The organism is Frankiales bacterium (assembly GCA_016125335.1).
Lineage (GTDB): Bacteria > Actinomycetota > Actinomycetes > S36-B12 > CAIYMF01 > Longivirga.
Window position 1 is genome coordinate 47,444 of the sequence record WGLY01000035.1, and the last position, 23,099, is coordinate 70,542.

Annotated in this window: 15 protein-coding genes, 2 tRNA genes and 1 pseudogene; 8 read left to right on the top strand and 10 right to left on the bottom strand. The window is 75.0% G+C overall.

Going from position 1 to position 23,099, the window contains the following annotated elements; all coding sequences use genetic code 11:
• Nucleotides 1-45: 45 nt before the first annotated feature.
• Nucleotides 46-1,350, bottom strand: coding sequence for an ROK family protein (locus GC157_17040; GenBank protein MBI1379165.1), 1,305 nt, complete (start codon nucleotides 1,348-1,350; stop codon nucleotides 46-48).
• Between the two features lie 19 nt (nucleotides 1,351-1,369).
• Here GC157_17040 and GC157_17045 point away from each other — a divergent pair, with 19 nt between their 5' ends.
• Nucleotides 1,370-2,539, top strand: a complete 1,170-nt coding sequence (locus GC157_17045) for a xylose isomerase (GenBank protein MBI1379166.1) — start codon at nucleotides 1,370-1,372, stop codon at nucleotides 2,537-2,539.
• 2 nt (nucleotides 2,540-2,541) lie between these two features.
• The gene (gene xylB / locus GC157_17050; protein MBI1379167.1) at nucleotides 2,542-3,948 is read left to right on the top strand and encodes a xylulokinase; all 1,407 of its coding nucleotides are present in this window, start codon (nucleotides 2,542-2,544) and stop codon (nucleotides 3,946-3,948) included.
• Between the two features lie 106 nt (nucleotides 3,949-4,054).
• On the opposite strand, the gene GC157_17055 is transcribed toward xylB, so the two are convergent.
• Both GC157_17055 and GC157_17060 read right to left on the bottom strand, forming a co-directional pair.
• Nucleotides 4,055-4,128 (bottom strand) — tRNA-Asp (locus tag GC157_17055).
• Between the two features lie 20 nt (nucleotides 4,129-4,148).
• A tRNA-Glu gene (locus GC157_17060) sits at nucleotides 4,149-4,221 on the bottom strand.
• A 96-nt stretch (nucleotides 4,222-4,317) separates the two neighbouring features.
• Here GC157_17060 and GC157_17065 point away from each other — a divergent pair.
• Nucleotides 4,318-4,695, top strand: coding sequence for a hypothetical protein (locus tag GC157_17065; GenBank protein MBI1379168.1), 378 nt, complete (start codon nucleotides 4,318-4,320; stop codon nucleotides 4,693-4,695).
• Between the two features lie 10 nt (nucleotides 4,696-4,705).
• Here GC157_17065 and GC157_17070 read toward each other — a convergent pair whose 3' ends face one another.
• The 4 genes from GC157_17070 to GC157_17085 form a co-directional block, all read right to left on the bottom strand.
• A complete protein-coding gene (locus GC157_17070; GenBank protein MBI1379169.1) occupies nucleotides 4,706-8,260 on the bottom strand; it encodes a diguanylate cyclase in 3,555 nt (1,184 codons plus the stop codon).
• 108 nt (nucleotides 8,261-8,368) lie between these two features.
• Nucleotides 8,369-9,196, bottom strand: coding sequence for a hypothetical protein (locus tag GC157_17075; protein ID MBI1379170.1), 828 nt, complete (start codon nucleotides 9,194-9,196; stop codon nucleotides 8,369-8,371).
• An 85-nt stretch (nucleotides 9,197-9,281) separates the two neighbouring features.
• Complete coding sequence (locus GC157_17080) at nucleotides 9,282-11,477, bottom strand: DUF2029 domain-containing protein (protein ID MBI1379171.1); 2,196 nt, start codon at nucleotides 11,475-11,477, stop codon at nucleotides 9,282-9,284.
• Complete coding sequence (locus GC157_17085) at nucleotides 11,474-12,781, bottom strand: glycosyltransferase (protein ID MBI1379172.1); 1,308 nt, start codon at nucleotides 12,779-12,781, stop codon at nucleotides 11,474-11,476. Before GC157_17085 ends, GC157_17080 begins: the two co-directional genes overlap by 4 nt.
• Nucleotides 12,782-13,033: 252 nt before the next feature.
• Between GC157_17085 and GC157_17090 the strand changes: the two genes are divergently transcribed.
• The 3 genes and pseudogenes from GC157_17090 (at nucleotide 13,034) to GC157_17100 (ending at nucleotide 17,196) form a co-directional block, all read left to right on the top strand.
• The gene (locus GC157_17090; GenBank protein MBI1379173.1) at nucleotides 13,034-13,840 is read left to right on the top strand and encodes an alpha/beta hydrolase; all 807 of its coding nucleotides are present in this window, start codon (nucleotides 13,034-13,036) and stop codon (nucleotides 13,838-13,840) included.
• A gap of 719 nt (nucleotides 13,841-14,559) precedes the next feature.
• A complete protein-coding gene (locus GC157_17095; protein MBI1379174.1) occupies nucleotides 14,560-16,029 on the top strand; it encodes an NCS2 family permease in 1,470 nt (489 codons plus the stop codon).
• Nucleotides 16,030-16,227: 198 nt separating this feature from the next.
• Nucleotides 16,228-17,196 (top strand): annotated as a pseudogene (locus tag GC157_17100) (inorganic phosphate transporter).
• Nucleotides 17,197-17,430: 234 nt separating this feature from the next.
• On the opposite strand, the gene GC157_17105 reads toward GC157_17100, so the two are convergent.
• Nucleotides 17,431-17,763 (bottom strand): hypothetical protein, encoded by a 333-nt coding sequence (locus GC157_17105; GenBank protein MBI1379175.1) that lies wholly within the window; start codon nucleotides 17,761-17,763, stop codon nucleotides 17,431-17,433.
• Between the two features lie 307 nt (nucleotides 17,764-18,070).
• The gene (gene glsA, locus GC157_17110) at nucleotides 18,071-19,903 is read right to left on the bottom strand and encodes a glutaminase A (GenBank protein ID MBI1379176.1); all 1,833 of its coding nucleotides are present in this window, start codon (nucleotides 19,901-19,903) and stop codon (nucleotides 18,071-18,073) included.
• A 209-nt stretch (nucleotides 19,904-20,112) separates the two neighbouring features.
• Here glsA and GC157_17115 point away from each other — a divergent pair, with 209 nt between their 5' ends.
• The gene (locus tag GC157_17115; GenBank protein ID MBI1379177.1) at nucleotides 20,113-21,147 is read left to right on the top strand and encodes an L-threonine 3-dehydrogenase; all 1,035 of its coding nucleotides are present in this window, start codon (nucleotides 20,113-20,115) and stop codon (nucleotides 21,145-21,147) included.
• Nucleotides 21,147-22,346 (top strand): glycine C-acetyltransferase, encoded by a 1,200-nt coding sequence (locus tag GC157_17120; protein ID MBI1379178.1) that lies wholly within the window; start codon nucleotides 21,147-21,149, stop codon nucleotides 22,344-22,346. The genes GC157_17115 and GC157_17120 overlap by 1 nt, the downstream gene beginning before the upstream one ends.
• Before the next feature lie 159 nt (nucleotides 22,347-22,505).
• Here the strand turns inward: GC157_17120 and GC157_17125 are convergent, their stop codons facing one another.
• The gene (locus GC157_17125; GenBank protein MBI1379179.1) at nucleotides 22,506-23,084 is read right to left on the bottom strand and encodes a hypothetical protein; all 579 of its coding nucleotides are present in this window, start codon (nucleotides 23,082-23,084) and stop codon (nucleotides 22,506-22,508) included.
• Between the last annotated feature and the right edge of the window lie 15 nt (nucleotides 23,085-23,099).

The following is a 23,099-nucleotide window of genomic DNA, read 5'->3' on the forward strand; positions in this document are numbered from 1 at the left end:
AGATCCTAGCCCAGCCACGTCGGCCACCCCCAAATCCCCATCTGGTCAGGCGAGGGCGAGCGGATCGGAGAGGACGGCGCGCAGGGGGGCCTGGGCGGCCCCGACGACCGCGGCGTCGCGGCCCAGGCGGGAGGCGGCCAGCCGCACCGGGGCCCACCGGGCCGAGAGCACGCGGCGCGCGACCACCTCGGCGACCCCGTCCTCCAGCCACGGGAACAGCGGGGCGAACACGCCGCCGAGCACCACGGTGTCGACGTCGAAGAGGTTCACCAGGGCGGCCACGCCGACGCCGAGCGACTCCGCCGCCTCGCGCAGCGCCGTCACCGCCCGCTCGTCGCCGCGCTCGAGCCGAGCGAGCAGGGGGCCGACGGCGTCCTCGCCGATGACCGGCTCCTCGCGGACCCCGGCGCGGCGCAGGATCCAGTCCAGGCCGGCCACCTGCTCGAGGCAGCCGCGCGCCCCGCAGCGGCACTCCGGCCCGTCCGGGGCCACGGTGAGGTGACCGAGCTCGCCGCCGAAGCCGCGGGTGCCCCGGTGCAGCCGGCCGTCGAGCACGACGCCGGCGCCGACGCCGACGTCGCCGTTGACGAGCACGAAGCTGTCGGCGTCGCCGTGGCCGCCGGACCACAGCTCGCCGAGCGCCGCGAGGTTGGCCTCGTTGTCGAGGATCACCGCGCCGGGCCAGGCGGTGACGGCGTAGCCGCGCAGCCGCTCGACCACCGCGACGTCGGTCCAGCCCAGGTTCGGCGCCAGGCGCAGGGTCTGCTCCCCCAGGTCCACCAGGCCCGGCACGGCGACGCCGATGCCGCGCACCGGCAGGCCCTCGTCGTAGGCGGCCGCCATGGCGTCGTCGACCAGGCGGGCGGCCGAGCGCAGCACGGCGCTCGGGGCGCGGTCGCGCTGGTCGCCGCTGCGGGCGACCCGGTGGCGCACGCCGCCGGCCAGGTCCACCACCACGGCGGCCAGGCCGTCGACGTTGACCTCCAGGCCGATCCCCGCGCCGCCGTCCGGGTTGAGGACGAGGTCGGTGCCGGGCCGCCCGACGCCGCTCGGGGCGCGCGTGCCGCGCTCGCTCACGAGCCCGGCGTCGAGCAGGCCGTCGACGATGCTGCCGACCGTGGCCCGGGTGAGCCCTGTGCGGGCGGCCACGCGCGCGCGGCTGAGCGGGCCGTCGGCCACAACGGAGCCGAGCACCAGCGCGGCGTTGTGGCGGCGCACGTCGGCCTGGTCGGTGGGACGGGGGCGCTCGTCGCGCAGCGGCCCCGCGGGACGCAGCGGAGCGGCTCCGGAGCCTGTCGACACGGCCACCCCCGGCGAGTATGTTTGGGCGCTGAACGAATAGTAGTGCATCGAGGACCAGGAGCCCGCCATGACCGCGTTTCCGGCACCGTCACCCGCCGACAAGTTCACCTTCGGGCTCTGGACCGTGGGCTGGCAGGCCCGCGACCCGTTCGGCGACGCCACCCGGCCCTGGCTCGACCCGGTCGAGTCGGTGCACCGGCTCGCCGAGCTCGGCGCCTACGGCGTCACCTTCCACGACGACGACCTGATCCCGTTCGGCGCCGACGCCGACGAGCGCGCGAAGGTCATCGCGCGGTTCAAGGACGCGCTCGCCGAGACCGGCATGCAGGTGCCGATGATGACCACCAACACCTTCACCCACCCGGTGTTCAAGGACGGCGCGTTCACCAGCAACGACCGCGACATCCGGCGCTTCGCCGTCCGCAAGATCATGCGCAACCTCGACCTCGCGGCCGAGCTCGGTGCGCACACCTACGTGTTCTGGGGCGGGCGCGAGGGCGCCGAGATCGACGCCGGCAAGAACGTGCGCGACGCGCTCTCCCGCTACAAGGAGGGCCTCGACCTCCTCTGCCAGTACGTGATCGACAAGGGCTACGGCATCCGGTTCGCCATCGAGCCCAAGCCCAACGAGCCGCGCGGCGACATCCTGCTGCCGACGATCGGCCACGCGCTGGCGTTCATCAACGAGCTCGAGCACTCGGAGATGGTGGGCCTCAACCCCGAGGTGGGCCACGAGCAGATGGCCGGGCTCAACTTCATGCACGGCATCGCGCAGGCGCTGTGGCACGGCAAGCTCTTCCACATCGACCTCAACGGCCAGCACGGCCCGAAGTACGACCAGGACCTCGTCTTCGGCCACGGCGACCTCATCAACGCGTTCTTCCTCGTCGACCTCCTCGAGAGCGCCGGCTACGAGGGCCCGCGGCACTTCGACTACAAGCCGATGCGCACCGAGGACATCACCGGCGTGTGGGCGTCGGCCGCGGCGAACATGCGCACCTACATCGTGCTGCGCGAGCGGGCGAAGGCCTTCCGCGCCGACCCGCGCGTGCAGGACGCACTGGAGGCCTCGCGCGTGCCCGGCACCGGCGTGGCCACCCTCGCCGAGGGCGAGACCTACGACGACCTCGCTGCCGACGTCGACGCGACGTTCGACGTCGAGGCCGCCGGGCAGCGCGGCTACCACTACGCCCAGCTCGACCAGCTCGCGCTCGAGCACCTGCTCGGCACGGCCTGACCGTGGCGCGCCTGCTCGTCGCCGGGGTCGACTCCTCGACCCAGTCGTGCAAGGTGGTCGTCCGCGACGCGCGTACGGGGGAGCTGGTGCGCTCCGGCCGGGCGCCGCACCCGGACGGCACCGAGGTGGACCCCGCCGCGTGGGCGCACGCGCTGCGCGCGGCGCTCGCCGACGCCGGCGGCCTCGAGGACGTCGCCGCGCTCGCGGTCGGCGGGCAGCAGCACGGGATGGTGCTGCTCGACGAGTTCGGCGCCGTCGTGCGCCCGGCGCTGCTGTGGAACGACACCCGCTCGGCCGGCGCCGCCGCCGACCTCGTGACCGAGCTCGGTGCCGACACGTGGGCCCGCGTCACCGGCACGGTGCCGGTCGCGGCGATCACCGTGTCGAAGCTGCGCTGGGTCGCCGAGCACGACGCGCACGGAGCCGAGCGGGCGGCGTCGGTGTGCCTGCCGCACGACTGGCTCACCCGGCTGCTGCGCGGCGGCGACGAGCTGACCACGGACCGGGGCGACGCCAGCGGCACGGGCTACTGGTCGCCGACGTCGGGCGCCTACCAGGACGACCTGCTGGTGCGCGCCTTCGGCCGCACCCTGGGGGTCCCGCGGGTCGCCGGGCCGACGGAGGAGGTCGGGCAGGTCGCCCCGCACTGGGGTGCCGCGCCGGACGCGCTGCTCGCCCCGGGCACGGGCGACAACATGGCCGCTGCGCTCGGCCTCGACGCCCGCCCCGGCGACGTCGTGGTGTCCCTGGGCACCTCAGGCACGGCGTTCGCGGTGTCGGACGTCGCCACGCACGACGCCTCGGGGCTCGTCGCCGGCTTCGCCGACGCGACTGGACGGTTCCTGCCGCTCGTGTGCACGCTCAACGCCGCCCAGGTGCTCGACGTCGCCCGGCGGATGACCGGGACCGGCACCGAGGCCTTCGACGCCCTCGCGCTCGCGGCCGAGCCGGGCGCGGGCGGGCTCACCCTGCTGCCGTACCTGGCCGGGGAGCGGACGCCGAACCGCCCGGACGCCACGGGGGTCCTGGCCGGGCTCACCGTGTCGAACGGGACGCCGGAGAACCTGGCCCGGGCGGCGGTGGAGGGGATGCTCTGCGGGCTCGCCGACGCCGTCGACGCGCTGGTGGCCCAGGACGTCCCGGTGGAGCGCGTGATCCTCATCGGCGGCGCGGCGCGCTCGGCGGCGGTGGCCGCCGTGGCACCCGCGGTGCTCGGCCGTCCCGTGCTCGTCGCCGAGCCCGGCGAGTACGTCGCCGACGGCGCGGCCCGTCAGGCCGCGCAGACGCTGCTCGCCCGCCACGGCGAGGCGCCGGCCTGGCCGGCCACGGCGGGCACGTGGGTGCGGGCCGAGCCGACCCCGCAGGTGCGCGAGGCCTACGCCGTGCTGCGCGACGCGTCCCCGGGATGACCCGGCGCCCGGCTCAGCCGCCGGGCACAGGCTCCGGGCACCGACCTCCCTCGGGTGCCCGGCAACGACGAAGGGGCGCCGCGAGAGCGGCGCCCCTTCGTGCGAGCGACCCCGACCGGGCTCGAACCGGCGACCTCCGCCGTGACAGGGCGGCGCGCTAACCAACTGCGCTACGGGGCCTTGCGTGGTGCTGTCGTGCGTACCCCCAACGGGATTCGAACCCGTGCTGCCGCCGTGAAAGGGCGGTGTCCTGGGCCACTAGACGATGGGGGCCGGTCGTGCAGGCCTGTCCGACGTCGCCCGTCGGGGGACCGGGAGAGCATACGGGACGTCCGGCCCCGGCAACAAAACGGCGCCGGACGCCGCCCGCTGCTCGGGTGGTGCTCCTGCCAGGATGCCACCGTGCTCGACATCCCGCGGGAGCAGTTCGAGGACCTCGTCGCGCAGGCCCTCGACGAGATCCCCGACGAGCTGGCCCGCCTCGTCGACAACGTGGTGTTCGTCGTGGAGGACGACTCGCCCGGCGGCGACCTGCTCGGGCTCTACGAGGGCATCCCGCTCACCGAGCGCGGGAGCTGGTACGCCGGCGCCCTCCCGGACCGGATCTCGATCTACCGGCTCCCCATCCTGGCGCTGTGCGACACGGAGGACGACGTGGTCGACGAGGTGCACGTGACCGTGGTGCACGAGATCGCCCACCACTTCGGCATCGACGACGACCGCCTGCACGAGCTCGGCTACGACTGAGCGCCCGTCGTCACTCGTCGTCGGGGAGCTCGATGTCGAGCTCGCGGGCCACCTGCTCGGCCAGCGAGCGCGGCGGGGGCAGCCACACGCCGAGCTCGCGGGCCACGTCGTCGGCGATCGACGGACGGTCGACCGGGCCGACGTCGATCCCGAGCTCGCGCGCCAGGGAGTCGCCGATGGGGCCGCCGGACGCCGGGGCCGCGGGCGGGGTCACCGGCTCGTCGGTGCCCGCCACGCGCACGGACCCCTCGCGCAGGTCGATCTCGAGCAGCGGCACCGGCCCCGCCCGGTCGACCGGTCCGGGCTGCTCCTGCTGCTCGACCGCCTCGGGCGCCTCGGGTGCCTCGGGCTGGTCGGGCGTCCCGGGCGCGACGTCGTCGTCGAGGTCCGCGACGGGCGGCAGCTCGGAGAGCGCGACCGCCTCGGCGGCCGGCGCGGAGCCGGCCTCGGCGAGCGGTGCCGGCTCGGCCTCGGCGGTGGGCCACAGCGGCGGCGCGGGCGGCAGGGGAGCGTCGGCGTCGTGCGGCGCCCGGGGCTCCGGCGGGATGTCCGGGTAGGGCTCGAGGGCGACGACCGGCTCGTCGTGCGGCTCCTCGCCCGCGGCGGGCGCGGTGGGCTCGTCCGGCGCGCTGGTGCGCCGCACGTCGAACAGGGCGGCCCAGATGTCCTCGTCGCTGGGGCCCTCGTCCGGCCCGGGCCGCAGCTCGGTCCCCGGCGCCGGCCGGGCGGCGGACCCGGCGGCGGACCGGGCGGCGGACCCGGCGGCCACGTCGTCGACGACGTCGCGGGCCGGTGCCGGCTCCGCGCCGGGCAGCTCGCAACGGCCGCCGTGCAGCAGGTCCGCGTAGGTGTCCATCGGGGCCGCCGGCCCGGCGATGTCGCCGAACGCCGCGTGGATCCCCAGGGACCGGGCCAGCGCCAGCTGCTCGGGGGAGTCGACGTCCGCCGCGATCGTGATGACGCCGAGGGCGGAGGCCGCGGACACCAGGGCGCGGACCAGCTCCTCGGTGGCGTGGTTCTCGCCGGCCGAGCCGAGCAGGTCCGGGTCGAAGGTGACCGACGCCGCGGAGAGCAGCTGGAGCATGCCGACGGGGACGAGGTCGGCGGTGAAGTGCTCGACGCCGAGGGCGAGCGGGCCTACCTCGAGCAGGTCGTCGAGATGGCGGTGCAGGGCCTGCCGGCGGGTCAGGGACGCGACGTCCACCTCGTGCACGTCGAGCACCAGCGAGGGTGCGGTGTCGGCGGTGCGCGAGCCGTCCGCGCCCGCGATGGCGGCGGCGATGGCGTCGCGGGTGCTCGCTGCCAGGGCCGCGCGCCCGGGGACCGACAGCCAGATCGACACGTGCTCGGCCCGGGTCGGCGCGACGGTGCGCACGTCGGTGACGGCGGTGTCGATGGCCCAGTGGACGACGGGCAGGGCGCTCGCGCCGGCGCCCAGGGCGGAGCGCAGCTCGTGCGCGGGCACGAGGCCGCGGTCGGGGTCGTCCCAGCGCAGCGCGGCCGAGAGCCCGAGCACGGCGCCGGAGCCCAAGGACACCACAGGCTGGTAGTGCAGCCGCAGCTCGCGACGGGCGAGCGCCCCGACGAGGTCGAGGTGCTGCGGCACGTCGATCGGCCCGGCGTCCGCACGGGAGACGCGTGACCCACCGGCCGCCTTGGCCATGTACATCGCGGCGTCGGCCCGGCGCAGCAGGTGCTCGGCGGCCTCGTCGTCGTCGTCGGTCACGGCGACGCCGACGCTCACCCCGACCGGGACGGTCTCCGTGCCGATGGACAGCGGCCGGCACACCGCGGCGAGCAGGCGGTCGCCGATCTCGCGGATGGCGTCGTCGTCGCCGACGTCCTCGCAGACCGCCACGAACTCGTCGCCGCCGAGGCGACCGAGGGTGTCGGCCTCGCGCAGCGTCTCGCGCAGGCGCGACGCGACGGAGGTGATGAGCAGGTCGCCGGCGCGGTGCTGCCAGGGGTGGGTGTCGTTGACCCGCTTGAGGTCGTCGAGGTCGATGAAGAACACGGCGACGCGGCTGCGGGCGCGGCGGGCGCGCGTGAGCGCGAGCTCGAGGCGGTCGGTGATGAGCCGCCGGTTGGGCAGGCCGGTGAGCTCGTCGTGAAGGGCGTCGTGGCGCAGTCGCGCCTCGGTGTCCTTCGCCGCGGTGACGTCCTCGAGCGAGACCAGCGTGCGCGGCTCGTCGTCGGTGTCGAGGTCGGTCGTGCGCAGCCGCACCCAGATCGTGGACCCGTCGGCCTTGGTCAGCCGTCGCTCGGCGGAGGACGTGGTGGCGCCCTCCGTGACGCGCCGCGCGCGCGAGATCACCGCCGCGGCACGGTCCTCCGGGTGCAGCAGCGCCTCGAACACCGTGGCCAGCACGGCGTCGCGCGGGCGGCCCACCAGCCCGCAGAACGCGTCGTTGACGTCGGTGAAGCGGCCCGACTCGTCGAGCACGGCGAGCCCGACCGGGCTCGACGCGAACAGCTCGCGGAACGCGCGTTCGCTGGCCGCGACGCGGTGGGCGGCCGAGACCCGCTCGTGCACGTCGCGCACGATGAGGACGACCTCGGTCGCACGGTCGTCGGCGTCGCGGCGGAACTCCGAGCCGCGCACCTCGGTCCAGCGCCAGCCGTCCGGGTGGCGCAGGCGCACGTCGACGTGGCGCACCTCGTCGGGCTCCAGGCTGCCCAGCGCGTCGCGCCACGCGGCCAGCGTCGCGACGTCGTCGGGGTGGACGTCGTCGGACAGGTGGCCCCCGTGGCGCAGCCGCTCGATGAGCGCCCGCGCGTCGTCGTCGTTGCCGGCCATGCTCACCAGCTGCTGGGCGGCCACGTCGTAGAGCAGCACGAGGTCCGGCGTGGCCGAGAGCACCGCCGCGGCCAGGTCGAGGTCCGCCGCGTCCGGCTCGCCCTCGGCGACGGCGGGCTCGCCCGCAGCGGTCCCGTCGGCGTCGGGCGCGACCGGCTCGGGCGCGACCTCACCGGACGGCTCGGCGACGGTGGGCTCGACGGCGGTGGGCTCGGCGACGGTCGGCTCGACGGCGGGCTCGGCGGCCGTGGGCCTGCCGGCTGCGGGCTCCGGCGTGGGCCGGCCGGTGCGGGCGGCCTCGGAGGCGCGTGCCGGGGTGGCCGGCGGTGCGGCCGGGCCTCGGCGGCCGTCGCGCACGTCGACGACCGACGCCGGCCGGGCTTCGCGGCCGGCGCGGTGCACCAGGGCCACGCCCTCGCCGATGGCGCGCAGCACGAGCTCGCGGCGCTCGCCCTGGGCACCGGTCACGGTGTAGCGCAGGTCGGTGTCGGGGTCGGTCAGCGTCGCGGCGTAGGCCTGGAGCAGGTCGACGGCGGACGCGGGGTCGACGCCGAGCGTGACGTCGTCGAGCAGTCGCACCCGGCGCCAGCGGGGCCGCCCGTGCAGGCGGTAGGCCTCGTCGCTCCACCAGACCCCGCCGTCGGCCGACACGCTCACGACGCCCACTTCGACCGCGGTCGCGGCGCGCACCAGGGCGTCGTCGACGGCACCGCGCGCGGAGTACTGCTCCGCGACGGTCGTCAGCCAGCCCGGGGCCGTGTCTCGCACGTCCTGATTGTGCGGGCTGATCACGCAGAGCGTCATCCCGCGAGGCTGCGATTGCGCCGTGTGGGTGGGACGCCGGTCACGCAGCGTGAGGCCGGCGCGACGAAGGCGTCAGGATGCGCCCGTCAGGGTGCTGCCGAGCGCGGCGAGCCGCCCGGCGACCGCCGCCGCCAGCGCGTCGAGCGTGGTGAGCTCGGCGCTGGTGAAGTCGGTGCCCGCGCTCGTGGCGATGAGGTCGGCGAGCACCCGGCCGCGCACCTGGTAGACGCCCACCACGCGGTAGGTCGCGTTGGCCTTCGGGTCGGTGACGGAGTTGGACACGAGGGTGCGGCGGTCGGAGGGCACCAGGCCCTCCACCGGCACGTCGGTGGCCGGCACCTGGCGCACGGTGAGCGGGTCGCCGGACACCGTGACCGTGCGGGGCGAGGGGCAGGAGGCCGCCGCCTGCTCGAGCTCGTGCAGCGCCGCCGCGGCCTCCGCGGGCGTGCGGTAGAGCACGACCTCGCTCGTCACCCCCACCCGCTGGCCGTCGCTGGTGCGCACCTCGACCTTGCGCCGCGCCACCCGCTGGTCCTCGCTGGGGTACGTGGCCGAGCAGTAGGCCAGCGAGTGCTGGGAGAGGGAGGCACCGTCCTGCGCGAGCACCACGGTCACGCCGTCGCCGAAGTCGGCGGCCCGCAGGCCCACGCGGGCCAGGGCCCTCTGCACCGCGTCGGTGGCCGCCGGGTCCGTCGCCGAGGGGGACGCCGAGGCCGCCGCCGCGGGGCCGAGCCCCTGGGCCGGATGGCCCTGCGCGAACAGCGCCGGCCACCACGCCGAGGCCGTCGGGATCGGCGTCTGCGTCGCGGCCGAGGGACCGGACGGGGCGCACCCGGCCGTCGCGAGCATCGTCGCGACGCCGAGGAGAGCGGCGGCGGCGCGGGCGCGGCGGCGGTTCATGGCGTGCAGTATCGCGCCTGGCCCGCGGCGCACCGCGGGGCGGACCCGAGGGAGACGGTCCGCCCCGCGACGCGTGGGGAGCCGGTCAGCCGCCGGTCCCCGTCACCGGTGAGGTGAGGTCGTACACGGTCACCCCGTCGACGGTCGTGGCGGTGAAGTTCGCCGCCACCCAGCTCGCGATCTGGCTGGAGTCCGACGAGCCGCCGTTCTGGCCGCCGAAGCCCCCGCCGCCGATGAAGTAGTGGATCCGGCCCTCGGCGACGTACTGCTGGAACCCGGCCAGGCTCAGCGACGGGTCGCTGCCGTTGAAGCCGCCGAGCGCCATCACCGGCTCGCCCGAGGCGAGCTGGTAGCCCGCCGCGGTCTGGGCGCCGACCGCCGCCGCGACCCAGGTGTAGGAGCCGGCGTCGGCCTGCAGCATCGCGGTGATCTGCGCGCCGGGCGTGCTCGCCTCGAGCAGCCCGCCCCCACCGCCGCCCGGCCCGCCCGCACGGCCCCCGCCCGGGATGCCCTGGCCGGTCGTGCCCGTACCGCCCTGGCCGGTGGCGCCGGGCCCGCCGCCGGGCAGGCCCTGCGCCGTGCCGGTGCCGGTCTGGGCCCCGGGACCGCCGGGGAACCCGCCGAACCCGCCGCCGAACCCGCCGCGTCCGGGACCGCCCGCGCCGCCCGGGCCGAAGCCGCGGGAGCCGGCGACGGCGGGGCCGGCCGAGGGCAGCGAGCCCGAGTGCGGCGTCGCCGCGGTCTGCACCGAGTACGCCGCCGGCGCGAGCAGCACGGCCACGAGCCCGGTGCCGGCGACCGCGGCCGCGGCCCGCCGCGAGAGGCGGTCGACGGCCAGCACCGCGAGGGCGCCGCCGACGCCGAGGGCGAGCACGACGTAGCGCAGCCACGGCATCCAGTCGGCCGAGCGGGTGAGCAGCACGACGGCCCACAGCGCGCTGCCGGCGAGGGTCAGCGCGAGGGTGACGCGGGCCGCGGTGTGCTCGCGCACGGACCACAGCCGCGTGGCGCCGATGCCGACGAGGGCGCCGATCGCCGGGGCGAGGGCGACGGTGTAGTAGGGGTGGATGATCCCCTGCGCGAAGGAGATCGTCAGGCCGGTGACGAGCAGCCAGCCGAGCCAGAGGATCGCGCTCGCACGCAGCGTGTCGGTGCGCCGCGCGCGGCGGGTGATCCAGAGCACGGCCAGGCCGAGCACCAGCGCCGCCGGGAGCAGCCACGCGATCTGGCCGCCGTAGTCGGCGGAGAACAGACGCGGGATGCCGGTCTCGCCCCAGACCCCCGCGCCGCCGCCGGGCCCGGCGCCGCCGCCCGTCACGCTGCCGGTCTCGTTGCCCGTGATCCGGCCCAGGCCGTTGTAGCCCAGGATGAGCTCGATCACCGAGTTGGTCTGCGAGCCGCCGATGTAGGGCCGGCTCGACGCCGGCCACAGCTCCACGAGCAGCACCCACCAGCCGGCGGCGACCACGAGGGCCAGCCCCGCGGCGAGCAGGTCGAGCACGCGTCGCCCGAGCCGCGCCGGCGAGGCCACGAGGTACACGAGGGCGAACGCGGGCAGCACCAGGAACGCCTGGAGGCTCTTGGTGAGGAAGGCGAGGCCGAGCAGCGCGCCGGTGCCGAGCAGCCAGCGGGTGGACGCCTTCTCGGTCGCGCGCACCGTGGTGTACGCCGCGGCCACCATGAGCAGCACGAGCAGGGCGTCGGGGTTGTTGAACCGGAACATCAGCGTCGCCACGGGCGTGAGGGCGAGCACCGCGCCGGCGACCAGGCCGGCCGCGGGAGTGGCCCACCGGCGCACCGCGAGGTAGAGCAGGGCCACGCTGGCCACGCCCATGAGCGCCTGCGGCACGAGGATGCTCCACGAGCTGACGCCGAAGATGCGCGCCGCGATCTCCATCGGCCACAGCGAGGCCGGCGGCTTGTCCACCGTGATGAAGTTCGAGGCGTCGCTCGAGCCGAACAGGAAGGCCTTCCAGCTCTGGCTGCCGGCCTGCACGGCCGCGGAGTAGAAGGCGTTGGCCCAGCCGGACGCCGACAGGCCCCACAGGTAGAGGACGCCGGTCGCGGCCAGCAGCGAGAGCAGCGACGGCCGCACCCACGCCGGGTCGTCGGGCCGGCCGCGCCAGAGCCGCCCGGCCCACGAGCGCGGCGCCGCGGGGGCGGGCGGCGCCGTGCCCGGGCCGGCCGGGCCGTCGTGCGGGCCGGCGTCCTCCGGCTGCACCGGGGGCACGAGGTCGGACAGCGGCGGGACGAAGGCCGCGTCGTGGGAGACGGTGGTCATCGGGTCGTCCTTCGGTCGGGCTCGGCCACGACGGGGCGAGCGGGGGCGGGCGAGGTCGGGTGTGCGGGCGAGGCTGCGGGGCGCCCGGCCGCTCGGCGCGGGAACACCCAGGAGCGGAAGAGCAGGAAGCGCACGAGCGTGGCGGCCACGTTGGCCAGCACGAGCACCGTCAGCTCGGTCCAGCGCGCGGCGTCGGGCGCGCCAGCGTGCAGCGCGGCCAGCGACGCCGACGTCAGCGCGAGGCCGATGCCGAACACCACGAGGCCCTGCACCTGGTGGCGGAAGCGGTCCGTGGGGCCGCGCACGCCGAACGTGAGCCGGCGGTTGGCCGCGGTGTTGGCCAGCGCGGTCAGCAGCAGGGCCGCGAAGTTGGCGCCCTGCGCCCCGAGCGGGCCGCGCAGCAGGAGGTACAGGACGAGGTAGGCCAGCGTGGACGCGACGCCGACCGCCGCGAACCGCACGAGCTGCGAGGTGAGGCCCCGGGGCACGTCGGCGCCGGCGTACGTCGGCAGCGCCGTCACGGGGATGCGGCCGGAGGCCATCCCCCGGGCCAGTCGCCACATGCCCTTCAGGTCGGCCAGCGCCGTCGGGACGATGTCCACGCGCGAGTCGGGGTCGTCGGTCCAGTCCACCGGCACCTCGTGGATGCGCAGCCCGCGGCGCTCGGCGAGCACGAGCAGCTCGGTGTCGAAGAACCAGCCCGGGTCCTCCACGAGCGGCAGCAGCTCGCGCGCGCGGTCGGCGCGGATCGCCTTGAAGCCGCACTGGGCGTCGGAGAACCGCGCCGCCAGCGTGGTGCGCAGCAGCAGGTTGTAGGCCCGGGAGATCAGCTCGCGCTTGGGGCCGCGCACCACGCGCGACCCACGCGCCAGGCGCGTCCCGATCGCGAGGTCGCTGTGCCCGGACAGCAGCGGCGCGACGAGGGGGAGCAGCGCCGCGAGGTCCGTGGACAGGTCGACGTCCATGTAGGCCAGCACGTCGGAGTCGCTGTGCGACCACACCTGCCGCAGCGCCCGGCCGCGACCCTTCTCGTCGAGGTGCACGGCGCGCACGCCGGGCAGGCGGCGCTCGAGGTCGAGCGCGAGCTCCCAGGTGCGGTCGGTGCTGGCGTTGTCGGCGATCGTGATGCGCGAGGTCACCGGCATCGAGGCGGCGAGGTGGGCGTGCAGGCGCTCGATGCTGGCCACCAGGTCGTCCTGCTCGTTGTGCACGGGGACGACGACGTCGAGCACCGGGTGCGGGCCGGCCGGAGCACCGGCCGGCGCGGGCGCCGCCGCCGTCGCGGGGAGGGCTGTCGTGGTCATGGCCCCCACGCTCGGGGCCGGCCCTGGCGGTTGGCTGGCAACGGCCTGGAGCACCCGTGCCGCGTGCCTTCGAGCACGATGAGAACGCTGTGAGGGCGGTGAGCGGGCGTGGTCACCTGCCGCGCGCGACCGGCCACGCAGGGTCACACCGTCGTCCGGGCGGGTCGTCGCTGCGTCGTCGCAGGTCACGGACCTGCGGGAATCCGCGCGTTCGTGGGGTTTGTTCCGTCTCACGTGACGCACACTGGGCGCATGTCCGGACCTCCGGGCCGCCGTCCGCTCGAGGAGCTCGGCGACCTGCTGACGCACCCGACGGGTTTCCGCCCGCCGGTGCTCAGCCTCGTGCGCGAGAACCTCTCGGTGCTGAAGGTCGCCGGACGCCTGCTGCCCCACCAGCGGGCCGAGACCACGCCGGACCCGGACCGCGTGCCGGTGCTGCTCGTGCCGGGGTTCCTCTCCGGCGACTTCGCCCTCGAGCCCATGGCCGAGGCGCTGCGCGGGCTGGGCCACTGGACCTCCCGCTCGGGCATCGCGCCCAACATCGGCTGCACGCGCGAGCTCGCCGACGCCGTCGAGTCGCGGCTCGAGCAGGTGGCCGAGCGCACCGGCCGCCGCGTGGCCATCGTGGGCTGGAGCCGCGGCGGCACCCTCGGCAAGATCGCCACGATCCGCCGGCCCGACCTCGTGGCCGCGCTGGTCACGCTGGGCACCCCCAACACCGACCCGCTCGCGGTCAACTCCACCCTCGCGGCGCAGCTCACCGTCATCCGCCGCCTCAGCGCGCTCGGCGTGCCGGGCCTGCTCGGCGACGACTGCCTCTCGGGCGACTGCGCCCTCGAGGTCAAGGGCTGGCTCGAGCAGGACGTCCCCGACGCGATCCCCTACACCTCGCTGTTCTCCCTCGACGACGCCGTCATCGACTGGCGCGCCTGCCTCGACCCGGACGCGGAGCCGCTCGAGGTGCACGCGACGCACATGTCGATGGGCGCCGACCCCGAGGTGATCGACGTCGTCGGCGAGCTGCTCGGCGGGCTGGTGCCCACGGCGCTGGCCGCCTGAGCCCGGTCACCGCTCGCTGTCCTGAAGATCCGGCGCGCCCCCTGACCGATCCGTGTCGGCCGCGTCGTTGTCCACGGATGTTGTCCACACGGGTGTGCACGGACCGGCGGCTGAGCACGACGCCCTGTGGACGGAGCTGTGCACCGACCTGTGCAGAAGAATTCCTCGCCGAAACCCCTTGTGCCCGTGGAGGGATCGCCACTATCAATCTCCCACGCCCTCCGCGGCGGACCGAGGAACCGGGAGACCGGGGACACGGACCACGAGGGAGGCGGCTCGGTCGGAGAACGGCGAACCACTCCGGAGAGGGCGACCTCACCGGCTGCGCGTGTCAGCGCAGGGCGAGTCAGGACCGGCTGGGAGACCATCCGCTCGCGCGGTGCCCGTCGCGACGGCGACCTGCTCGCAGGACGCCGGGACGGCAGGCGACCCGGCTCGCCGGGAGACGGCGCAGCGGCCGCGGTGACACCCGCGGGTCGAGCCCTCCCCGGGTCTCCCGGGGCGGGGCCGACGGTCGGCAGCAGGCCCCTTGACCTCATACGTCGAGGGGCCTTGTTGCGTCCGGGGTCGTCCGCTGCCTGTCGCGCAACCCCTTGTGCCCCAGGGGTTGTCGAGGTCTCGACACACGCATCGCTCAGTTGGGTCAAAGGTCCTCCGGTCCCTCCCGGGCCTCGCTAGCCTGCGGCGCTGATCCCGACGCGCGCCACCGAAGGAGTCCCATGGCCGTCGACACGACAACCGCCACCACGTCCTCCTGGGACCGCTGGTTCCACCTCAGCGAGCGGCGCTCCACCAACGGCCGCGAGGTGCGCGGCGGCCTCGTCACCTTCTTCACGATGGCGTACATCGTGGTGCTCAACCCGCTCATCATCGGCACCGCCAAGGACGACACAGGCGCCTTCATCGGCGGCAGCAGCGTCGTCACCTCGATCGCGCAGGTGACGGCCGCCACGGCCCTCGCAGCCGGCCTGATCACCGTCGCCATGGGCGTGTTCGGCCGTTTCCCCGTGGCGCTGGCCGCGGGCCTGGGCATCAACGGCGTCGTCGCGTTCACGCTGGCCCCGCACATGACGTGGGCCGACGCGATGGGCATCGTCGTGCTCGAGGGCCTGCTCATCTCGGTGCTGGTGCTCACCGGGTTCCGCACGGCGGTGTTCCACGCCGTGCCCGAGCAGCTGAAGTACGCCATCGGCGTGGGCATCGGCCTGTTCATCACCATCATCGGCCTGGTCGACGCCGGCATCACGCGCCCGGGCGTCCCGCTGATCAGCTTCGGCGACAACGGCGCGCTGCGCGGCTGGCCCTCGTTCGTGTTCGTGTTCGGCCTGCTGCTCACGTCGGTGCTGGTGGCCCGCAAGGTGCGCGGCGCCATCCTCATCGGGATCGTCGCCAGCACGGTGCTCTCGATGGTGATCGAGGCGATCGCGCACGTCGGCCCGCAGACCGGGCCGGACGGCACGGTGGTGAACCCGAACGGCTGGTCGCTCAACGTCCCGAGCTGGCCGTCGTCCGTGGTCGCGACGCCGGACTTCGGGGCCATCGGCCACGTGAGCCTGTTCGGCGGGTTCTCGGCCATCGGCTGGGTCGCGGCGTCGCTGGCCGTCTTCTCGCTCATGCTCAGCGACTTCTTCGACACCATGGGCACGGTGTTCGGCCTGGCCAACGAGGGCGAGATCCTCACCGAGGAGGGGGAGGTGCCGCACTTCGAGGCGATCCTGCTCGTGGACTCGCTCGCGGCGGTGGCCGGCGGCGTGGCCAACACCTCGAGCAACACCAGCTACATCGAGTCGGCGTCCGGCGTCGGCGAGGGGGCGCGCACCGGCATCGCGTCGCTCGCCACGGGGGCGCTGTTCCTCGTGGCGATGTTCTTCTCGCCGCTGGTGACGATCGTGCCCCACGAGGCGGCGACGCCGGCGCTGGTGGTGGTCGGGTTCCTGATGATGACCCAGATCCGCCACATCGACTTCACCGACTACGAGATCGGCATCCCCGCGTTCCTCACGATGGTGCTGATGCCCTTCACCTACTCGATCACCAACGGCATCGGGGCGGGCTTCATCTCCTACGTGCTCATCAAGTCGGTCAACGGCAAGGCCCGCGAGGTGCCGGTCCTGCTCTGGGTGGTCTCGGCCGCGTTCGCCGTCTACTTCGCCTACGACCCGATCACGCAGCTGCTGGGCGTGGGGTAGGCGGGCGGCGGCCGGTCCGGCGCCTCCCCCGGGACCCCCGGACGGGGCCCGGACGGGGGCCCGCGCTCCACTGGCGGGGCCGTTCACCGGCCGTTCGGCCGGTGTTCGCCCCCCGGCTGGACAACCGTTGCCAGATGGTCATGATGGTGCGCGGCGGGATGGTCGACGTGACTGCCCCACGGGTGGTGGAGACGGTTCGTGGACCTGACCCTGGTCGCCCTGGTCGCGGTCGTGGCCCTGGCGCTGCTCTTCGACTTCACCAACGGCTTCCACGACGCCGCCAACTCCGTGTCCACGGTCGTGGCCACGCGCGTGCTGCCGGCCAAGTGGGCGGTCTGGTTCTCGGCCTTCTTCAACTTCGCCGCCGTGTTCATCGTCGGCACGGCCGTGGCCAACACCGTGGCCAAGACCGTGCACTCCGACGTCACCGGCATCGCGGTGGTGTTCTCGGCGCTCTTCGCGGCCATCCTGTGGAACTACGCCACCTGGTGGTTCGGCATGCCGTCGTCGTCGAGCCACGCCCTCATCGGCGGGCTGGTGGGTGCGGGCCTGGCCGCCGGCGGCACCGACGCGATCAGCTGGTCGAGCGTGGAGAAGACCGCCCTGGCGATCGTGGTGAGCCCGCTGGTCGCCTTCGCGATCGCGTTCGTGGCCATGTACCTCGTCGCGGCGCTGCGGCGGCTGTTTCGGCTGCCCGACAACGCCCGGCCGTTCAAGTGGCTCCAGCTGGTGTCGGCGGGCGCCGTGTCGTTCGGCCACGGCGCCAACGACGCGCAGAAGACCATGGGCGTGATCGCCGCGCTGCTGGTCGGCACCGGGCACCTCGCGACGGCGGCGGACGGCAGCATCGCCGTGCCCAGGTGGGTGGAGTTCTCGGCCTACGGCGCGATCGCCCTCGGCACGGTGTGGGGCGGCTGGAAGATCATCGAGACCATGGGGCTGAAGATCACGACGCTGCACGCGTCGTCCGGCGTCGCGGCCAACACCGGTGCGGTCGCGTCGATCTTCGGGGCCACCGCGCTCGGCGTCCCGATCTCCACCACGCACGCCGCCGCGTCGTCGGTGGCGGGCGCCGGGGTCGCGTCCGGCATGGGCGTGAACCTGCGTGTGGTGGGCGAGATGGTGCTCGGCTGGGTCGTGACGCTCCCGGCCACGATCGCGGTCGCCTTCGTCACCCTGAACCTCACCCGGCTGCCCGGCGCGCTGGCCTGGATCGCGACGGGGCTCGTCGTGGTGGCGGCCGGCACGCTCATCGTGCTGGCCATGCTCCACGCGATCACGGCGGAGGACGTGGAGGCCGAGATCCCGAGCGAGGAGGAGCTCGAGGTGCCCTTCGACGTGCACCCGCAGCTCGAGGGGCACGGGCCGGCGGCCTGAGCCCGGCTGCCGCGGGGAGCGGCGTCAGGCGGAGCCGCGGGTGCGCAGGGCGCGGCGCTCGGCCTCGTACTCGGCCTGGGTGATGAGCCCCGCCTCGCGCAGCCTGACCAGCCGCTGCACGACTCCGTCCGGATCCGAGGGAAGCAGGTCCGAGCGGCGCGCCGCGCGCTGCTCGCGCAGGTCGACCACCTGCGCGGTGGGCCGTCGCCACCACCGCAGCAGGCTGCGACGGCGAGCGGCCCGACGTGCGCGTGCCGGGGGCTCGGCCGGCTCCGGCTCGACGAGGGTGAGCACCCGCCAGACGCGGCCGTCGGGCGCGGTGGGCTCGAGGCTCCAGTACGCCTGCTGCGACGACATCGGCCACCTCCTCGCCTCGACGGTGAAGGCCGGAGCGCCTCCGGCTCCTCGACTGTCCATCACCTGCCCCTCCGGGTTCATCCGGGGGACGTCCAAGGTTTGTCCTAGGACCTCAGGACCATCCGTCGTAAGACCCCAATGCGCGTCGCCGGACCCCTCACGTGGGGTGGCGGCACCCCTCAGACGCGGGCATCGCCGCTGGTCAGAGCAGATCCGGAGCCACGGGAGCCGGGGCGGCCGGCCGGCCGCGCGCCGGACTGCGGCACCCTCGGTGGCGGGCCGGCTGCGCCGGACGGGTGGTCCGCGCTCACCCCTCGTCGAGGGCCGCGACGTCGGTGGTCGCGTAGCGCAGCCGCTGGCTCAGGGCACGCGCGAGGGCGAGCGTGAGCTCGGCGCAGGCGGCCGGCGCCGTCTCGCGCATCTCCGCGTAGGCGGCCGGGCTGAGCACGTGGCAGATGGTCGGGCCGACGGCGCTCACCCGGGTGGACCGCGGCAGGCCGTCCACGAGCGCGAGCTCACCGAACATCGAGCCGGCGCCGATGGTGGTGATGCGCCGGCGGCCCGACGGCCGCCGGGTGCGCACGTCGACGCTGACCGAGCCGGCCGCCACGAAGTAGAGGCCGTCGGGGGCCGCGCCCTCCTCGAACAGCACGGTCCCGTCGGCGACCACGCGGGTGGTGACGCGCTGCTCGAGGTCCGCGACCACCCAGGCGGGCAGGCCGCGCAGCAGGTCCTGCTCGGCGAGGGGCACCAGGCCCTCGGGGATCGCCTCGCCGAGGCCGTGCTCGCGCAGCAGCTCGTCCTCGGCCCGCTCGAGCGCGGCGTCCGGGTCGCCCGCGCGCTCGGCGGCGGTCATCCGCTCGCGGGCGGTGCTGCGGGCCGGCTCGCTGCGCGGGTCGACGACCAGCACGCGCACGCCGTCCTCCGCGAGCCGCGCGGCCAGGCCGTCGAGCAGGGTCCCGGCAGCGGTGTCGATGCGGGTGACGCGGCTCAGGTCCAGGATCCGCCAGCGGGCGGGCGCGGCGTCCTCGAGCACCAGGCGCGCCAGCAGCTCGGCGCTGGCGAACCCCTGGTCGCCGGTGAGCTCGGTGACGGCGATGGCGGTGCCCTCGCGGTCGAGCACCGCACGCTGCTCGCGGGTGCGGCCCCGACGCGACCGGACGACGTCGTCGCGGTAGCTGCGGCGGATGCCCGGCCGCGGCCGCTCGCTCGGCAGCAGCAGGTGCAGGCCGAGGGTGCGCGAGAGCCGCTCCGCCGCGGCGACCCCGCGGACGCTGTTGCCGCGGGGGTCGAGCAGCGGTGAGTGCACGCCGAGGCCGAGCTGGCCGGGCAGCGCGGCCGCGATCCCTCCGCTGACGCCGCTCTTCGCCGGCAGCCCCACCCGGTAGAGCCACTCGCCGGCGTAGTCGTACATGCCGCACGTCGTCATCACCGTGAGCACGGACGCCACGACGTCGCGGGGCACCACCTGCGCGCCGGTGACCGGGTTGACCCCTCCGTTGGCGAGCGTCGCGGCCATCACGGCGAGGTCGTGCGCGGTGACCACGACCGAGCACTGGCGGAAGTAGAGGTCCACCTGCGCGTCGACGTCATCGTCGAGCAGGCCGACCGAGCGCATGAAGTAGGCGATCGCGCGGTTGCGGTCGCCGGTGTCGCGCTCGGAGGAGAACACGCTCTCGTCCACGTCGAGGTCGCGACCGGCGAACGCCGAGAGGCCGGACACGATGCGCTCGAGCTGACCCGCCCGCCCCGATCCGCCGACCATCGACGAGACCACGATGGCCCCGGCGTTCACCATCGGGTTGGCCGCGCGGCCGGTGCTCTCGTCGACGCTGATGCTGTTGAAGGGGTCGCCGGTGGGCTCGGTGCCCACCTTGGCCAGGACGGCGTCGTGGCCGGAGTCGGCCAGGGCGAGGGCGTAGACGAACGGCTTGGACACCGACTGGATCGTGAACGGCACGAGCCGCCCGGCGTCGTGCACGCGGCCGTCGAGCGTGGCGACGCTCAGCCCGAAGGTCGACGGGTCGGCCTTGGCCAGCTCCGGGATGTACGTGGCCACCTGGCCCTCGCGCACCGGCGTCACCGCGGTGACGACGTCGTCGAGCAGCGCCTCGACGGGGCCCCGGCGCGGGTCGGTCATGCTGCCTCCTGGTGGGTCCGTCGCGGAGTGTGCCAGCGCCGTGTTGCGGCCGCGTTTCCTGGCCCTGCGAGCGGCCCCGGGGGCGGCGGCGCCGAGGGACACGGGTCGTGAGCGACCGCGGGGCCCCAACCGGCGCCCGGCAGTGCCAGGGTGGGGCCCGGCGGACCACGGAGTGCCCGGCGGGCACCGGACGGTGAGGACGGGGACCGATGAAGGCGTTGGTCAAGGCCGAGGCGGCGCCCGGCCTGTGGTTGCGGGACGTGCCCGAGCCGGAGGCGCGCGCGGGCGAGGTGCTCATCCGCGTGCTGCGCACCGGCATCTGCGGCACCGACCTGCACGTGCGGGCCTGGGACTCGTGGGCGCAGTCGGCGGTACGCACCCCGGTGACGCTCGGGCACGAGATCGCCGGCCGCGTGGTGCAGGTGGGCAGCGGCGTCGACACGGTCGACGTCGGCGACCTGGTGAGCGTCGAGGGGCACGTCGTGTGCGGCAGGTGCCGCTGGTGCCTCGGCGGTCAGCGGCAGCTGTGCCCCAACACGGTGAGCATCGGCATCGACCGCGACGGCGGCTTCGCGGAGCTGGTCGTCGTCCCCGCGACCAACGTGTGGCGCCACCCGCACCCGATCGACCCGGAGGTGGCCGCGATCTTCGACCCCTTCGGCAACGCGGTGCACGCCTCGCTGTCGTTCCCCGTGCTCGGCGAGGACGTGCTCGTGACCGGTGCGGGGCCGATCGGCCTGATGTCGGCCGCGGTCGTGCGTCACGCCGGCGCGCGCAACGTCGTCATCACCGACCTGAGCCCCGAGCGGCTCCAGCTCGCCCGCGACATGGGCGCGGTGACCCGTGCGGTCGACGTCCGGACGACCTCGCTGCGCGACGTGATGGCGGACCTCGGGATGGTGGAGGGGTTCGACGTCGGGCTCGAGATGTCCGGCGCGGCGCCGGCGCTGCACTCGATGATCACGTCGATGGCGCACGGCGGGAAGATCGCGCTGCTCGGCCTGCCCAGCGCGTCGATCGAGTTCGACTGGAGCACGGTCATCCACTCGATGCTCACGGTGAAGGGCATCTTCGGCCGGCTGATGTTCGAGACCTGGTACGCCATGTCCGTGCTCGTGCAGGCGGGCCTGGACATCTCGCCCGTGATCACCCACCGGCTGCCGTACACCGCCTTCGAGGAGGCGTTCGACGTCGCCGCGCAGGGGCACGCGGGCAAGGTGGTCCTCGACTGGGAGGTGACGTGATGGACGACAGCAGCGTGCTGGCCGGGCTGCGCGCGGAGCTCGCGGAGCGGATCGCGGGGATGCGCGAGACCGGCGTGTACAAGCCGGAGCGGGTGATCGCCTCGCCGCAGGGCACGCACGTCGTCGACACCGCCGGCCGCGACGTGCTCAACCTGTGCGCCAACAACTACCTCGGCCTCGCCGACGACCCGCGGCTGCTCGCCGCCGCGCAGGAGGCGCTGAGCGAGTGGGGCTACGGCATGGCCTCGGTGCGGTTCATCTGCGGCACGCAGGAGATCCACCGCACGCTCGAGCACCGGCTGGCCGACTTCCTCGGCACCGAGGACGCCGTGCTCTTCGGGTCGTGCTTCGACGCCAACGGCGGTGTGTTCGAGGCCCTGTTCGACGAGCGCGACGCGGTGATCTCCGACGCCCTCAACCACGCCTCGATCATCGACGGCATCCGCCTGTGCAAGGCGCAGCGGCTGCGCTACGCCAACCGCGACATGGCCGAGCTGGAGGCTCGCCTGGTGGAGGCGAAGGACGCGCGGTACCGCCTCGTGGTGACCGACGGCGTCTTCTCCATGGACGGCTACCTCGCGCCGCTCGACCAGATCTGTGAGCTCGCCGACCGGCACGACGCCCTCGTGATGGTGGACGACTCCCACGCCGTGGGATTCGTCGGCCCGACGGGGCGCGGAACGCCGGAGCTGTTCGGCGTCGCCGACCGCGTCGACATCGTGACCGGGACCCTCGGCAAGGCGCTCGGCGGCGCGTCGGGAGGCTACGTCGCGGCCCGGCGCGAGATCGTCGAGCTGCTCAAGCAGCGGGCCCGTCCCTACCTCTTCTCCAACTCGGTAGCGCCCCCGATCGTGGCCGCGTCGCTCACCGTGCTCGACGTCCTGGAGACCTCGGGCGAGCTGCGCGAGCGCGTGCACTCCGCCGCGGCCCGGTTCCGCGCGGGCATGACGGCTCAGGGCTTCGACCTGCTGCCCGGCGCGCACCCCATCGTGCCGGTGATGTTCGGCGACGCCGTGATGGCAGGACGGGTGGCCGAGGAGCTGTTCGCGCGCGGCGTGTACGCCGTCGCCTTCTCCTTCCCGGTGGTGCCGCAGGGCCAGGCGCGCATCCGCGTGCAGCTCTCCGCCGCCCACACCGACGACGACGTCGACCGTGCCGTGGCGGCCTTCGCCGAGGCGCGGGCAGCCGCCGCGGCCTGATCGCGACGACGTCCTCGCCGGCGACGGCGTGCCTCCGCGAGCGCCGTGCCGTCGCCGTGGACACGCGGTCGCGCGGGCGGTGTCCGGGCCGGTCGCCCGGTGTGGAGGCGAGCCGGCGCGTGGCCGCACTCGGGCCGTTACCGCTTGCGCAGCGTGGGATCAGAACGGCGGGCGTTCCGGCGGGTCCGCCGATCGGTCGTCGGATGTGCGGGCGGCAGGCTCGTCGGTATCGGAGCGTGCTTCCACGACGCCAGGCGGAGCGGGCGCGTCGACCGTGGGCGGTGGGTCGGGTCGTCGTGGCTGCAGGATCGGCTGGGCCGGGATGCGGATGCGTTGCCGCCAGCGGGTGACCCAGGTTCCGGAGCCGTCCGGTGCGCTGTCTTCGATGGTGGCGTGCCCGGCGGTCTTCACCTGGTGGCAGCGCGAGCACAGCCCGCCGCAGTTCGCGGTGTCGCTCGATCCTGCGGGGAACGGGAGTGCGTGGTCCATCTCCTGCGCACGGCGGGTGCAGCCGGGTCGGCGGCAGATCGGGTCGCGGTGCAGGACGTGCTCGCGCAGGGCTGCGGGCAGGTACTGGCGGGTGCCGTAGTCGAGCAGGTGGCCGTCGACCGGGTCGACGACCAGGCGGCGCCAGCAGTCGGCGACCGCGGCGACCTCGCGGGCGATGGGCGCGGGGATCGGCGTGCCGTTGAGCAGGGCGAGGCCGTCGCGCTCACCGCGGAGGGTGTCGAGGTCCATGACGACGTGCAGCTC

Excerpts from the sequence above, each read along its gene's own strand:
- GC157_17115 (MBI1379177.1), top strand. The coding sequence starts at position 20,113 with ATGAAGGCGTTGGTCAAGGCCGAGGCGGCGCCCGGCCTGTGGTTGCGG.
- glsA (MBI1379176.1), bottom strand. The coding sequence starts at position 19,903 with ATGACCGACCCGCGCCGGGGCCCCGTCGAGGCGCTGCTCGACGACGTC.
- GC157_17090 (MBI1379173.1), top strand. The coding sequence starts at position 13,034 with ATGTCCGGACCTCCGGGCCGCCGTCCGCTCGAGGAGCTCGGCGACCTG.
- GC157_17075 (MBI1379170.1), bottom strand. The coding sequence starts at position 9,196 with ATGAACCGCCGCCGCGCCCGCGCCGCCGCCGCTCTCCTCGGCGTCGCG.
- GC157_17045 (MBI1379166.1), top strand. The coding sequence starts at position 1,370 with ATGACCGCGTTTCCGGCACCGTCACCCGCCGACAAGTTCACCTTCGGG.
- GC157_17080 (MBI1379171.1), bottom strand. The coding sequence starts at position 11,477 with ATGACCACCGTCTCCCACGACGCGGCCTTCGTCCCGCCGCTGTCCGAC.
- GC157_17105 (MBI1379175.1), bottom strand. The coding sequence starts at position 17,763 with ATGTCGTCGCAGCAGGCGTACTGGAGCCTCGAGCCCACCGCGCCCGAC.
- GC157_17120 (MBI1379178.1), top strand. The coding sequence starts at position 21,147 with ATGGACGACAGCAGCGTGCTGGCCGGGCTGCGCGCGGAGCTCGCGGAG.
- GC157_17125 (MBI1379179.1), bottom strand. The coding sequence starts at position 23,084 with ATGGACCTCGACACCCTCCGCGGTGAGCGCGACGGCCTCGCCCTGCTC.
- GC157_17085 (MBI1379172.1), bottom strand. The coding sequence starts at position 12,781 with ATGACCACGACAGCCCTCCCCGCGACGGCGGCGGCGCCCGCGCCGGCC.
- GC157_17040 (MBI1379165.1), bottom strand. The coding sequence starts at position 1,350 with ATGCACTACTATTCGTTCAGCGCCCAAACATACTCGCCGGGGGTGGCC.
- GC157_17095 (MBI1379174.1), top strand. The coding sequence starts at position 14,560 with ATGGCCGTCGACACGACAACCGCCACCACGTCCTCCTGGGACCGCTGG.